Genomic DNA, 13,309 nt, shown 5'->3' with positions numbered 1-13,309 from the left:
ACCCACTCCTCTGGTTTTCTTTTATCATACCAGAAACGGAAGGAAGTTATGAAACATCGGTTTTTTTCGACTCTTCTTTTTCCTTCAGCTTTTTTCCGTAATGCTCTATCTTTTTTTCCAATTCTTCCTTATCCACCAGTTCATCCCGCAATCCTTTGACGACCCCTTCGAGACTTTGAATCCTCTTTTCAAACTGTAGCATTAAATAACCAGCAAGCAAGACCGGAAAACCTACGTTCCCTAGGAGATTAACAAGCCCTAGCCAATCATTAGCTGTATTCATTTTGGATCTCCCTCACTTCACCATGTATTTTTACGAACAAATGTTCGTAAAAATAGTATAAACCCGAACAGAAAAATTTACCATCATACCTTATACCGTTTTTAAAAACAGGTCGAAAGACCCAGGAACTGCTTGCTCTTTTCTTCTCAGGCATTGGTCGTTTTTGCCTTGTCATCAGGTACATCTTTGACGAAAAAGGAGAAGATGAGAAGGATTGCCAAAAAGATAATGGGAAGATTGAAACCCGCTGCGGATCCGAATTTTTCGGAAACCGCGCCAACGAGCCAGCCTGCAAATGCTCCGCCGATACCTGAAGCAACGTATACAAGTCCCAATGCAGAGCCTCCCGTTTCGGAAAGCTTCGTTCCGATGGCTGTTGCGGTAGGAAACAAAACAGAGAAGAAAAGTCCCGCTGCTGCAAACAGGTAGACCCATTGATCTGCAAAAAACTTGCTGATCAAGACTGTTGCTACCGATAGAAAGGCAAAGATTAAAATGGTCTTTTTCTCGCCGATCTTTTCGGCAATCCAGCCCCCGCCGAGCCTTCCAATCGTGAAAAGAAGCGAAAAAATGGAGAGGATCGATGTGGCCAGCTTCCCTTTATCCGACATGCTCATTCCACTTAAATTCAGTGACTTTAAATAGCTTGGAAAGAAGTTTAAAAATGAGACCTCAGAAGATACATAGAAGATAAGTATAAACATCACAAAAATGAACTGAGCATTTTTCAACATGACCTTAAACGCTGACAAGCTTGCACGTTCAGCTTTTCCATCCGGTACCTTATTCAGCAATACAAAGAGGATCAAGCCGATAAGAAGGATCAAAATTCCAATATAGAACACCCGCCAGGAAATATTGGAGGAGAACATCCAACGGAGAATCAGAGGGGTAGCAAACATGCCCAAGCCGTAAACACCCATCGTCAGGTTAAACATCAGCCCCTGCTTGTCCGGGTAGACAGAAGGAACAATCGCATTCGAGGCAACTGTCATTGCCCCGAGCCCAAACCCAACAATCATATAAAAGCCGAGAAAAAACAGAATGGTTTGAGCCGAACCTGTTCCAAACAGGCCTGCACCCATAATAATCGAGCCGATGATAATCATCAGTTTCAGCCCTTTTTTATCGACAAGGTAACCGATAACAACACTGGCAAGGGTGAACCCCCATTGAAAAATAAATACAACCAGACCAAATTGATTCAAGTCCAGTCCGATATCCTTTTTCACCTCATCAAGCACAATGCCCTTGGTACTTGAAAGCCCTCCCAAAACAAACATCGTAAACCCCATAATAATTAATGCCGTGATATTGCCGCTTCTTTTCATGATTTATCACGTCCCTTGTTTAATAGAATGCTTGCTTTAAGCTTTCCCTAAAACATTCGCGTTAAATCCAGACCCCGGTCCCCCTTTGTCCTTTCAAGTAATGAAGACTTGCTTCTTAATAAAAGAAAAAAGAGAGGTTGGAGCACATGAAACGAACATGGTGGAAAGAAGCAGTCGTTTACCAGGTTTACTGGAGAAGCTTTTATGACACAGACGATGATGGATTTGGTGATTTGGAGGGTGTAATCGCCAAGCTTGATTATATAAAAAAACTGGGCGTGGATGTCATCTGGCTGAATCCGGTCTATGAATCACCCGATCTGGACAATGGCTATGATATTTCAGACTATGGGTCTATTATGAAAAAGGCAGGCGCCATGGAAACGTGGGAACGGCTGCTCGACGAAGCCCATCAACGCGGGTTAAAACTGATTATGGATCTGGTGGTTAACCATACATCAGATCAGCATTCATGGTTTCTGGAGTCCCGCTCCTCTAAAGATAACCCCAAACGGGATTGGTATATCTGGAAAGAACCTGTCAATGGCGGGAAGCCGAACAACTGGCGCTCCTATTTCACCCCATCTGTGTGGGAATGGGACGAGCCTACCGGCCAATATTATATGCATTCCTTTGCGGTTCAGCAGCCTGATTTAAACTGGGAGAACAAAGAGGTACGGGAAGCGATATACAGCATGATGAGGTTTTGGCTTGATAAAGGAATCGATGGCTTCCGTATGGATGTGATCAATCTTTTGGCCAAACAAGAGGGATTCCCAAACTCCGAACACCCTGAAAAGATCGATTACCTGGGAAATAATCCGGGCATTCATGAGTATCTTCAAGAAATGAATGAAAAGGTATTGAGCCATTATGATGTGATGACAGTCGGGGAAATTCCATTTGTGACGCCTGAAGACGGCTTAAAGTACGTAGGAGAGGGCCGACATGAATTAAATACGCTATTTCATTTTCAGGTGGCCGATGATATGCCATCTTGGGATATGCTGCGATACAAAGCAATTCAGGAAACCTGGTATGAGGGATTGCACGGAAAAGGATGGAACTCACAATTTCTGAATAACCACGATCATACACGCCAGGTCACCCGATACGGAAATGACAAGGAGTACCTACCGCCGCGAATCGGCAAAGCTTCTTGCCACTATGCTGCATACACTTCCTGGCATGCCTTACATTTTCCAAGGTGAAGAAATCGGGATGACATGCGTCAAATTTTCATCGATCGACGACTACCAGGATATTGCCATGAAAAACAAATATGAGGAAGAAACCCAAAAGGGGAGCGAGCCTTCAGAAGTATTGGCCGAATTGCAGCCGTTAAGCCGTGATAATTCACGTACTCCCATGCAATGGGATGCAAGCACCAATGCAGGGTTTTCGAATGGAGAACCATGGATTGCCGTCAATCCGAACCATACAAAAATCAATGTGGAAGACGCGTTAAAGGATCCTGACTCCGTTTTTTACTTTTATCAAAAACTCATTTCTCTCCGTAAAGAGCATGATGTGATCGTTTATGGCGACTATCATGATCATTCTAAAGGGGACCCGCACATCTATGCCTATACGAGAAGCCTTGGGGATGTAACCTGGCTGATTCTACTGAACCACAGCAATGAGCCGAATACCGTACCGCTGCCCGATACATTGTCCATCAGCGGCAAGAAGCTTATTCTTGGAAACTATCAGGCCATTCAGAAGCTTACTGCGTTGCAGCCTCACGAGGCGAGAATTTATCAGCTTTAAAGAAAAAGCTCATCCCTTTTTAATTTAGGGAATGAGCTTTTTTAAAAATCAAAGATCGATTCACCATTGCCGTCCTCATCATCATCCATTTTCTGTGGTTTTTTAGGCAACGTTCCGGAAAAACCTGGAGGGGCGGAAATTTGAGAGGGTGGTGTCCACTGGTTCTCTTCAGTCGTTTCACCGGCATCCAGCATAAGGTCACTCAGCGCACGAATCGCGGCTGCATGCTCTTTCACTTTGGAAGACCGTTCCGGCAGCTGTTTTAATTCATTCACATGCTTTTCCATCTGATTAATAATGTGACGGAGAGAAATACTCATAGCGTGTTCTCCTTTTTTAGTAGCCTTTAATGGTATTTTTATTCTACCATATTTTTTGCACACGAAAAAAAGACAGCCCTAAAGAGACTGCCCGACATACTCCGCGCATAATTATTTAATTCATAGAGGCTCACGGTGATCCAGGCCGCAAAACAATATGAATTATTCGTTTTATAAGACGTTTGGATCTGCCAGCAGAATGCCCTTTTTGTTGATCAAACTCCTTAAGTATTACTAAATAATATCTAGCCATCCTAAGTAATATCATTTGCCATTTACCCTCTCCCCTCATATTTCATTCACTTTTATGTTAGTTAAGAGGTATCCACCCACTGCACATTGCGTCGTTCGCGAGCAAAGACATTGATCTTAGTCAGGAAAGGCCGTTCCTTCTTTTTCACCATCTTGGCCAGTAAGCCCGTCAGTTTGAATTTTTGCTCATTCACCAGAACCGCTTGTTCCACTCTTGTCACCATCAAAGCAACCGCTTTTTGAAACATCACATTCACCGTAAATAGAATAATAGCAAGTAAATACATGGATTCCATATCCGTTATCCCCCTTTTAATTGGTCCATCTATTTTAAATGGATGATCTTCCGTCTTCCTTCTGCCTGTCCCCCTTCCTTCCTGACATGATGTTGGAGTAACCTATATGCTTATGTTCTTGATAGTTTGATTATACGAAGAGACAATGGAAATGTTTGTCACAATGTGCTTGGTTTGCTTGTTTTTTTCCTACATATGTTTTCGTTGTCCTACAAAAAACGAAGGATTTTAATGACCAGCCTGCAAACACGCGTTCCAACTCCCTGTTTTTTTATCGATAACAGGCTTGTTTCGTCTAATAAAAACAATAGAAATTTTGATTTTTGCGGGAAATTCGCTAAAATAGATAACAGTATAATAAAATGGAGGGAAAACAGACGTGGCAATTCTAAATGAAATCCTATCGTTTAACGAGAAATTCGTGGCGAATAAAGAGTATGAAAAATATGAAGCAACCAAGTATCCAGAGAAAAAGCTGGTCATTATTTCATGTATGGATACCAGGCTTACGGAGCTGCTTCCTCAAGCTATGAATGTAAAAAACGGCGACGTAAAAATTATTAAAACGGCGGGAGCTATTATCGCCCATCCATTCGGAAGCGTTATGAGAAGCATCCTGGTTGCCATTTACGCCTTAAAAGCGTCTGAGGTGTGTGTCATCGGCCACCATGACTGTGGTATGAGCGCCATGAACCCGGACGATTTCATGGAAAAAATGAAAGGCAAGGGCATCACCGAAGAAACGCTTAACACGTTGAAATATTCAGGTATGGACCTCAACCAGTGGCTCAGAGGATTTGATAAGGTAGAGGATGCGGTGGAAAGCAGCGTTAATCTTGTAAAACACCACCCATTGCTTCCCGAATCAGTCCCCGTCCATGGCCTTGTTATCGACCCTGAGACAGGAAAGCTTGATGTGGTCATCGATGGCTACAAAAACAACGGATAATAAAGGAAAAGGAACAGCCTGCATATGCAGCTGTTCCTTTTTTACTTGTTTTTATTGAGCTCAGGGAGCATAACGGAAAAGATGGTGCCTGTATTGGGTTCACTCGTCACTGTAATTTCTCCTTGATGCAGTTCGATAATTTTAAAGCTCACCATCAAACCGAGACCAGTCCCGGTTTCTTTTTTTGTAAAGAACGGCTCTCCCAGTCTTTTTAAGTCTTCATGAGCAAGCCCCTGTCCCTCGTCCTTTACTTCAATGGTGGCATAACCGTTCGTCCGTTTAACGATAACCTCAATCTTGCTTCCCTGCTCGGAGGCTTCAACCGCATTTTTTATCAGATTGATTAATACCTGCTTCAGGGAATTGGCATCTCCTTTTATCATGCAGTTATCCGCCTGCATTGTATAATGGATGGATATATTTGAAAGGCTTGCGAAAGCTTCCATTAATACAAGCGTTTCTTTAACAAGAGCGGTGAGATCCAGCTCGCTTGTGGTAAACGGTTTCGCCTTGGCCAGCTGCATATATTCTTCAAGTATTTGATTCATCCGGTTGATTTCTGTCAGCATGATTCCGGTGTACTCTTCAGAGATTTTTTCCTCCCGCATAAATTGCACAAATCCTGACAAGATCGCCAACGGGTTCCTGATTTCGTGTGCCACACCTGCCGCCAGCTGGCCGATCACCGATAATTTTTCAGATTGTATAATTAATTCTTCTGTCCTTTTTGCTTCCGTAATGTCCCGGTATATCCCTGCAATGGCCCTGATTGAGCCATCCACATTCCGAATCGGGGAAAAGGTGACTGAAACAGGGAACAGCTCGCCTGATTTTTTTTGATTGACCATTTCATACCCCGAAACGGCTTCTCCATTTACAATTTTGCTTAACACCTCATTGAACACCGTCTTTTGCGTGGCAGGAATATGCTGAAAAGGAATATTTCTCATTTCCTCCTCATTCCATCCATACAGCTCGAGAAATGCTCTGTTCACTGTCATTACATCGCCATTTTTACTTTGCACCAGAATGGCATCCGCGGTTTGCGAGATGATGGAATGAAAATATTCTCTTGTTTCTGTCAGCTTACTTGCCGTCTGTTTTTCGCGTTTCTCGGAATTCAGACGGAGCGTTTCCGTGAACTGGGAAGACAGGCTGAAAAAAAGCGTTACAAATACAAAAAACAGGATGATAAAAATAAGATCAAAGTCTTCCACATTGGCAAAAAGCTCTCTATCGGCCAAAAAGAAATAGGAAGACATGGCAATCGACAGAACTCCGGCATAGACAATCACACGGTACTGATGATAAATGGTGCTCAATATAAAACAAAACCATATATAGAGGTAATTCACCATAATGGGCTGCACCCATAAAAGGCAAAACAGAAAAAAGTAAAAACTCGAAACGGTAAAATACATGGTGAAGACAGGATGCCTGTTACTGATAGCCAGATATGTAACGATACCAAAGACAACAGCACCAAGCGGCAGCATAAATAAGGCGATCTCTGGATCAACCCAAAAATCGATAAGAAGATCCACGATAAAGAAGCCCCACAGCACCTTATACAAAAGATGATTTCTTCCTTTTATTACATCGATTTGCTCTGAACGGTATTCATTCACAATCATGACTCCTTTGTACGAAAAGTGCGCCAATAACTGGATTATATCACAAGTTACAGAGCGTACTTACAGCACGGACAAGAAAAAACCAGCTCGGGTGCTGAGCTGGTTTCAATGTTTGATGCAAATTACTTGTTAAGCTTTGTGATTCTTCCTTCGATTTTTGGATCAACGCTTCCTTTGGCTTTGATGTATTTGACGAGAGCATCTAGGTCCACAATGTTTACACTTGAGTTTTTACCATCAAGTAACGTTGTGTACCCATCTCCGCCGCCAGCCATAAAATTATTCACCGTAACAGAATACGTTTTGGCTGCATCCACAGCCGTTCCATCTGGAAGCGTAATGCTCACAATCCGTTCACCTGCAGGTTTTGAATCGTCATAGGTGAACTTCAATCCAGAGATCTGCAAAATTTTAGCACGGGTTGGATCCGCCCATTGTTCTTCCAGCAGGCTTTTTACCTGGGCGCCGGTCAAATCCATAGTTACGAGATCATTGCCGAAAGGCTGCACGGTGAAAGCTTCCTTCCATGTAATTTCTCCCGCATCAATATCAGCCCGTACGCCTCCCGGGTTCATAAAGGCAAAATCCGTTCCGGTTTGGGCCTTCATTGAATCTGCGATCAGGTTCCCCATTGTGGATTCCCCGTCTGCATTAATGTCTTTGCTGATATAGTTTGGAGTGGTTCCAATCACTTCATTCAAAATAGGAGCCACGTCTGCCACATAATGGTCTACAAATGCCTTAATTTCAGGATCTGGCGCAATCTTGCTGCGGTCTACATTAACGACTTCCGCTTTTTTCTTAACAATATCCTGAGTTACAGGATCAATTTCCAAATCCACATCCGAGAAAGCCGTTCCTGACGAATAGGACTGAACAAGAAGCTTGTTGTCGACGACAGCATTAGTCAGCGCATGATTATGGCCGCCGAACATCACATCCACTTCATCATCTACTTTATTGGCGATATCAACCAGCTCACCCGTAGCGTTTTGCCCGTCTGCTGTAGAGTTTGCCGGGTTATGGGCAAGCACAACAATGGATTTCACACCTTTATTTTCAAGTTCCTTCGCGTACTTATTAATGGCTTCCGCTTCATCTGTAAAGACTACACCTTCTACCCCGCTCGGGATCACAATGCTTGGCGTATCAGACAAAACAACCCCGATAATTCCGATTTTAGCTCCGCCAACTTCTTTAATCACATACGGATCAAGGATCGGCTGGCCTGTCTTCGAATCCAAAACATTTGCTGCAACATACGGGAAGTTGGCTCCTTCAAACGGTCCGTACTTCGCTTCGGTTTTGGGGTGGCTTCCCCCTTTGATGAGGCGGAGCATTTCTTTTACACCTTCATCAAATTCATGGTTTCCGAGGGTCCCTGCATCAAATCCAAGCTTGTTTAAAAAGCGGATCGTAGGCTCATCCTGAAGCAATGCGGATACCGGGGAACTTGCGCCAACCGCATCACCCGCATGGAGAAGAAGAGTGTTCGGGTTCGTGGCTTCACGCTGCTTTAAGTAGGCAGCCAAATATTCCGCTCCTCCGGCATTCAGTTTTGCATTGAAGGTGTCGAGCTGTCCATGAAAATCATTAATGCCCAAAAGCTGTACACTGATGTTTTGCAGCTTTTTCAATTTATACGAATATTTAGCGAACCCTTCTGCAGCGGCTCCCTCGTATTTGATGGACCCATCTGCCGGAACAGCGTTCTGTGCATCCGGTGCAGACTCAAATGTTACACTTGGTTCTCCTGCAACAGGCGCGAACTTCCAGTTTTGGTCGGCTGAAGGGTCGATTGTGCCAAGATCGCGGATATAATCGATGATCACTTGCCGGTTTTCATCCGGATACAGATTTACTTCGGATTTGTTTTTCACGCCCGGGAACAGACCGCTCGCACGATAGTTATTAGTTGCCACGATAAATTCCTGGTTGTTGTCGATTGGTTTGCCGTTGTACTGAAGATTTTTGATACGGCTGCTGTCTCCATGAATGACATTTCCGTCTTTATCATATCTCGCCGGCTGTGTCACATCGATATCATAAGTTACGCCATCAATGACATCAAAATTGTAGGTTGGGAAATCATTGTTAACAAGCTGTTGTTCCTCTTTTTTGGATGCATCAATGGTATTGAACTGTCCCGCAGACATTTCAAGCCATTCTTTTACGTCTGATCCTTTTACCTTAACGGTCGCAACCGTATTCGGATACAAATACAAGTCAGAAACGTTTTTAATCGCAATGGTTCCTTTTGGAATATTGGTATAATAGCTGGCTCCGTTTCGGCCGCCTGCTTTAAATGGCGCTCCTGCAGAAAGAACTGGAAGGCCTTCATCCTTTGTTCCTTTTAATTGCTTTTCAACGTACCACTTTTGCGCGTTGGTTACGATTTGAATCGATGGATCATCTTGTACGAGTGCAAAGTAGCTGTTAATGTCTGCCGTCGTTTGTCCGACTGGCTGGCGGACATAATCAATCGTTCCCTGATGGTCCTTTTTGATCGCCCTTATGATGCTTTCATCGGTTTTCGCAAGACTTTTCTTCGTATTTTTGTCGTAGACTGCTCTAAGCTGCGTCTTCGCTCTGGCAACCATCCACTTTCCTTTAGCCTTAACGAGACTGAGATCCATTACGCCAAGCTGGTTGCCCCAGTTACCAGGCATGATGACAGGCTTGCCGTTAATGGTTCCGTTCTTCTCATCCACCCCTGGTAGGTCTGCAAAATCACCTGGGAAGGTTTTATGGTTGTGACCCGAAATAATGGCATCGATGCCTTTGACCTTTGTCAGATCATAAGCCGCATCCTCTTCCATTTGCTTTCGGTCGGCATCGCCGATTCCGGAGTGGGCCAGAACCACTATGAGGTCGGCACCGTCTTTTTTCATTTTAGGAATATTGGCTTTGACGCTGTCCACTATATCCTTTGTGATGACTTTTCCATCAAGGTTAGCCTTGTCCCACAAAGTAATCTGCGGAGCAACAGCACCGATTACACCTACCTTAATGACTTGTTTTCTTCCGTGCTGGTCGGTGACTTTTTTCTTGATGATTTTATAGGGTTTGAAATAGTTTTTATCGTTGTTGGGATTCTTGTCATGGTCATCTTTATAGACATTGGCATTTACATAAGGAAACGGAGCATCATTAAGGACTTCCTGAAGATAGTCAAGTCCATAGTTGAATTCGTGGTTTCCAACCGTTGCAGCATCATAATCCAAAAGCTTCATCGCTTTGTAGACCGGGTGCACCTCACCGGGTTTCAGCTTGTCAACCTTTGCTTTGTAATCGCCAAGAGGGTTACCCTGAATCAGGTCTCCGTTGTCAAAAAGCATATTGTTTTTGGATTCGCTTCTTGCCTTCTTGATCAGAGTCGCGGTTTTGGCCAAGCCGAACTCTTCGGTTTCAGCATCTTTATAGTAATCGTAATTGGCGATGTGGGTGTGAATATCCGTGGTTCCTAAAATTCTTAGCTGAACGGCTTCCGTTTTGCTTTGCTTTTGGCTTTTGGCTGCTGCCTGCACTGAATCAAACGTTAACGGCGAGGCCAGCACAGATAATGCCATCGTTGATGCCAGTAATGTGCGCCCCATTGCTGAAAAGGACTTTTTCCCCATATGTATCCCCCTAAAGTCTTTTAGTTATTTTGCTGCCAATCTCATTATATATTTTGAAAATAAAAATAAAAGACTTTATTGATAAAATAAAGGTAAATGTGTTAATTTTTTGTAAAAAATAAGGAAAAACACCTAAGTAAATCGGTACGTTTCACCTATGTTTTGTTTTATCGTTCACTTTTAAACAAAGAAAATGGCACTAAAAAACTGCCGGCTGAATAGGCCGGCAGTTTCTTTTTGATTATTCTTTGTTAAATTTTGTCACTAATGTCTCGTTGCTCGTCCTTTGATGAATTTAAAGATCAGAACGATAACCGCTGCGATCAGGAGAATATGAATAAGGCCGCCCGCAATTTTGAATACAAGGCCTAATATCCAAAGCAGGATCAGTATTCCAATAATGGTCCATAACATTTGTCTCTCATCCTTTCTTACTGTTTTATATGCATTATTTTCCCCTAAACAAAGGCGACTCAAACACCAAGGAGGATTCTTCCATGTTTATCACATCCGGAAAACGTGTATTGAACAACTGTAACGAATTATAAGGAGGTATTTTACCCATGGCAAAACCATTAGTACGTGAATTTACAACGGACCAGGAAGTCATTACTGCTGTTCAGGAACTTGAAACAAGAGGAATTGACCAGGAAGACGTCTATGTACTTGCTCATGAAAAGGATGATACCAGGGCGATCGCTGATGCAGCAGATGCCAACACCATTGGTACTCCTGAACAAGGACTCGGAACTGCCATTAAAAATGTCTTCCGAAAACGTGGAGATGAGCTTCGCAGTAAATTAGAAGAGATCGGCTTAAGCTCTTTGGAAGCCGATGAATACGAAAAGAAGCTTGATCAGGGAAAAGTGCTTGTACTCGTTAAAGGTGAAAACAACTTGGATACTTGGGTTTAATCATAGGTAAAAGAGGCGGACTTCTTTCATGAAGTCTGCCTCCTTTTTGTTTTATTGAGGATTCACTCGGATAACCTTTTCGCCCTAGACAATCCACTCGTAAATTGGTCTCTTTTGATAGGATTCATCATTATCGCAAGGGCCCCCGTTATATTTTTACAGGATTTTGTCAAAACTATGGTCAGCTAATATAATATGAGTATAGAAGATTGATAGATTACATAAAGGAGGCGGATCGATTGAGTAAAGAAAGCTCATTTGACATTGTTTCAAAGGTTGACCTTTCCGAGGTGGACAATGCGATTAACATCGCGATGAAAGAAATTAAAAACCGCTATGATTTTAAGGGAAGCAAAAGTGACATTTCCCTGGACAAAAGCAGCGAGGAGCTCACACTGGTTTCCGATGATGAATACAAAATGGAGCAGTTGAAGGACGTATTGATCAGCAAACTGATCAAGCGTGAAGTTCCCATTAAAAACCTGGATTATTCCAAAATCGAGCAGGCGTCAGGTGGAACGGTGCGCCAGCGTGCCAAGCTTGTACAGGGCATTGACAAAGATAATGCCAAAAAGATCAACACGATCATCAAAAATTCCGGTGTTAAGGTAAAAAGCCAGGTCCAGGATGACCAAGTGCGGGTATCGGGCAAAAGCCGGGACGATCTTCAGCAGATCATCTCGGCCATCCGCCAGGCAGATTTGCCGATTGATGTACAGTTCATTAACTATCGATAAAAATCGGGCTGTCTAAGAAGTCTGGAAGCCGTTGATTTTCGTTCCAGGCCGCTCGCTTTTACCGCGCGAGCGCCTAATTTCTCGGGGCGTGCGGTGAGCCTTACCGGCGTGAACGCCTACCTTACCGGCGTGAACGCCTACCTTACCGGCGTGAACGCCTACCTTACGGCGTGAACGCCTGCGGTACCGGTGCTAGCACCTCCTTAGTCTCACCTGTCACGCTAGTCCCGCAGGACAAGGAAGGCTTCGGCAGCGATACATCGCACGAAGAAAATGCGGTGTTCATTTTCGAGGATCTCGCACCTTCCACTAAGCTTTTTTACGCAAAAAGGGGATCCCTGTAGGTCAATTTTTGACTTTCAGGCATCCCCTTTTCTATTTAAAATCCAGCTTGCCGCCAGTATGAGCAGGTTCCTTATGAATCAAGGCTTTAGGAAATATAAAGGTCCAGGGCATGCTGGTTTGGGGAGGCAGTTGAACCTGCGGAGTGGTAAATGCCATTTCCGCGATCAACGCACCGTCTTCCTTATACGTTAGCTCTGTATCTTCGATGGAGAACGGTTCGCTGCCAAAGTTATGAATGAGGCACGTAACGAGAAGATCTCCTTTATGGTTCAATGCGGAGCGTATGAGCGGGAACGCAACGTTTTGTCCGTTCTCCTCTAACGTCTCATTAAAGATTTCCTCGATCATTTTCCGATCTTGTGCTGCGATGGTCTTGTCCCATGCACTTTCATAGATAAGACGCTGCATACGATCACCTCCTTCTGTTTACCATTCAGGCCTTTAAGCGTTTATACAGGGCATGAGTGCCGCTGTTCTCTTCGCCCATTTCGGCCAGCTCCTCGTACAAATCCTTGGCCAGCTGCAATCCGGGTGTCAAAATCCCCATCTCACCTGCTGATTCGAGCGCAATCTTCATATCTTTAATAAAATGTTTCACGTAAAATCCAGGTTCAAAGTTTCCGTTGATGATCCGCGGGGCCAAATTGGAAAGTGACCAGCTTCCTGCTGCTCCAGATTCAATGCTTTTCAATACTGTGTTTGGATCCAAACCGGCTTTTTCGGCGTAAATGACAGCTTCGCAAACACCAATCATGCCCGATGCGATGGCGATTTGGTTGCACATTTTTGTATGCTGGCCCGCACCCGCTTTTCCCTGATAAACGATATTTTGCCCCATTAACTCAAAAACAGGAAAAA

The 13,309-nt window shown here is 43.8% G+C and carries 12 protein-coding genes and 1 pseudogene; 4 read left to right on the top strand and 9 right to left on the bottom strand.

Annotated features, from left to right (window positions below; all coding sequences use genetic code 11):
* Nucleotides 1–46: 46 nt before the first annotated feature.
* Together DMO16_RS16880 and DMO16_RS16875 are read right to left on the bottom strand one after the other, a co-directional pair.
* Nucleotides 47–283 (bottom strand): YvrJ family protein, encoded by a 237-nt coding sequence (locus DMO16_RS16880; RefSeq protein WP_061973362.1) that lies wholly within the window; start codon nucleotides 281–283, stop codon nucleotides 47–49.
* Between the two features lie 146 nt (nucleotides 284–429).
* Nucleotides 430–1,614, bottom strand: a complete 1,185-nt coding sequence (locus tag DMO16_RS16875) for an MFS transporter (protein WP_129478747.1) — start codon at nucleotides 1,612–1,614, stop codon at nucleotides 430–432.
* A gap of 146 nt (nucleotides 1,615–1,760) precedes the next feature.
* Between DMO16_RS16875 and DMO16_RS16870 the strand changes: the two are divergent.
* Nucleotides 1,761–3,384, top strand: a pseudogene (locus tag DMO16_RS16870) (glycoside hydrolase family 13 protein).
* 41 nt (nucleotides 3,385–3,425) lie between these two features.
* On the opposite strand, the gene DMO16_RS16865 reads toward DMO16_RS16870, so the two are convergent.
* Nucleotides 3,426–3,704 carry a YwdI family protein gene (locus DMO16_RS16865; protein WP_061973353.1) on the bottom strand — a complete coding sequence of 93 codons (279 nt, stop codon included), beginning with the start codon at nucleotides 3,702–3,704 and terminating at the stop codon, nucleotides 3,426–3,428.
* A gap of 314 nt (nucleotides 3,705–4,018) precedes the next feature.
* The gene (locus DMO16_RS16860; protein WP_061973350.1) at nucleotides 4,019–4,252 is read right to left on the bottom strand and encodes a hypothetical protein; all 234 of its coding nucleotides are present in this window, start codon (nucleotides 4,250–4,252) and stop codon (nucleotides 4,019–4,021) included.
* 379 nt (nucleotides 4,253–4,631) lie between these two features.
* On the opposite strand from DMO16_RS16860, the gene DMO16_RS16855 reads away from it, so the two are divergent.
* Nucleotides 4,632–5,201, top strand: a complete 570-nt coding sequence (locus DMO16_RS16855) for a beta-class carbonic anhydrase (protein WP_129478745.1) — start codon at nucleotides 4,632–4,634, stop codon at nucleotides 5,199–5,201.
* 41 nt (nucleotides 5,202–5,242) lie between these two features.
* Here the strand turns inward: DMO16_RS16855 and DMO16_RS16850 are convergent, their stop codons facing one another.
* The 3 genes from DMO16_RS16850 to DMO16_RS16840 form a co-directional block, all read right to left on the bottom strand.
* On the bottom strand, nucleotides 5,243–6,829 hold the full coding sequence (locus DMO16_RS16850) for a two-component system sensor histidine kinase NtrB (protein ID WP_061973345.1): 1,587 nt from the start codon (nucleotides 6,827–6,829) through the stop codon (nucleotides 5,243–5,245).
* Nucleotides 6,830–6,957: 128 nt separating this feature from the next.
* Nucleotides 6,958–10,455 (bottom strand): bifunctional 2',3'-cyclic-nucleotide 2'-phosphodiesterase/3'-nucleotidase, encoded by a 3,498-nt coding sequence (locus DMO16_RS16845; protein ID WP_129478743.1) that lies wholly within the window; start codon nucleotides 10,453–10,455, stop codon nucleotides 6,958–6,960.
* A 264-nt stretch (nucleotides 10,456–10,719) separates the two neighbouring features.
* Nucleotides 10,720–10,869, bottom strand: coding sequence for a lmo0937 family membrane protein (locus DMO16_RS16840; RefSeq protein ID WP_129478741.1), 150 nt, complete (start codon nucleotides 10,867–10,869; stop codon nucleotides 10,720–10,722).
* A gap of 149 nt (nucleotides 10,870–11,018) precedes the next feature.
* Between DMO16_RS16840 and DMO16_RS16835 the strand changes: the two genes are divergently transcribed.
* Together DMO16_RS16835 and DMO16_RS16830 are read left to right on the top strand one after the other, a co-directional pair.
* The gene (locus tag DMO16_RS16835; RefSeq protein ID WP_061973339.1) at nucleotides 11,019–11,369 is read left to right on the top strand and encodes a general stress protein; all 351 of its coding nucleotides are present in this window, start codon (nucleotides 11,019–11,021) and stop codon (nucleotides 11,367–11,369) included.
* Nucleotides 11,370–11,608: 239 nt separating this feature from the next.
* Nucleotides 11,609–12,106, top strand: coding sequence for a YajQ family cyclic di-GMP-binding protein (locus tag DMO16_RS16830; RefSeq protein ID WP_061973336.1), 498 nt, complete (start codon nucleotides 11,609–11,611; stop codon nucleotides 12,104–12,106).
* Between the two features lie 375 nt (nucleotides 12,107–12,481).
* On the opposite strand, the gene DMO16_RS16825 is transcribed toward DMO16_RS16830, so the two are convergent.
* Together DMO16_RS16825 and DMO16_RS16820 are read right to left on the bottom strand one after the other, a co-directional pair.
* Nucleotides 12,482–12,859: an SLAP domain-containing protein gene (locus DMO16_RS16825; RefSeq protein WP_129478738.1), complete on the bottom strand. Its 378-nt coding sequence runs from the start codon at nucleotides 12,857–12,859 to the stop codon at nucleotides 12,482–12,484.
* A 25-nt stretch (nucleotides 12,860–12,884) separates the two neighbouring features.
* A partial coding sequence (locus DMO16_RS16820) for an NAD(P)-dependent oxidoreductase (RefSeq protein WP_164989021.1) occupies nucleotides 12,885–13,309 on the bottom strand: 425 nt, incomplete at its 5' end.

Source organism: Fictibacillus sp. S7 (assembly GCF_004127935.1).
Taxonomy (GTDB): Bacteria; Bacillota; Bacilli; order Bacillales; family Fictibacillaceae; genus Fictibacillus_C; species Fictibacillus_C enclensis.
This window is presented reverse-complemented; position numbering and strand designations above follow the sequence as displayed.

What these genes read in the sequence shown, in the direction of transcription:
- DMO16_RS16880 (WP_061973362.1), bottom strand. Translation starts at nt 283, where the DNA reads ATGAATACAGCTAATGATTGGCTAGGGCTTGTTAATCTCCTAGGGAAC.
- DMO16_RS16875 (WP_129478747.1), bottom strand. Translation starts at nt 1,614, where the DNA reads ATGAAAAGAAGCGGCAATATCACGGCATTAATTATTATGGGGTTTACG.
- DMO16_RS16865 (WP_061973353.1), bottom strand. Translation starts at nt 3,704, where the DNA reads ATGAGTATTTCTCTCCGTCACATTATTAATCAGATGGAAAAGCATGTG.
- DMO16_RS16860 (WP_061973350.1), bottom strand. Translation starts at nt 4,252, where the DNA reads ATGGAATCCATGTATTTACTTGCTATTATTCTATTTACGGTGAATGTG.
- DMO16_RS16845 (WP_129478743.1), bottom strand. Translation starts at nt 10,455, where the DNA reads ATGGGGAAAAAGTCCTTTTCAGCAATGGGGCGCACATTACTGGCATCA.
- DMO16_RS16840 (WP_129478741.1), bottom strand. Translation starts at nt 10,869, where the DNA reads ATGTTATGGACCATTATTGGAATACTGATCCTGCTTTGGATATTAGGC.
- DMO16_RS16835 (WP_061973339.1), top strand. Translation starts at nt 11,019, where the DNA reads ATGGCAAAACCATTAGTACGTGAATTTACAACGGACCAGGAAGTCATT.
- DMO16_RS16825 (WP_129478738.1), bottom strand. Translation starts at nt 12,859, where the DNA reads ATGCAGCGTCTTATCTATGAAAGTGCATGGGACAAGACCATCGCAGCA.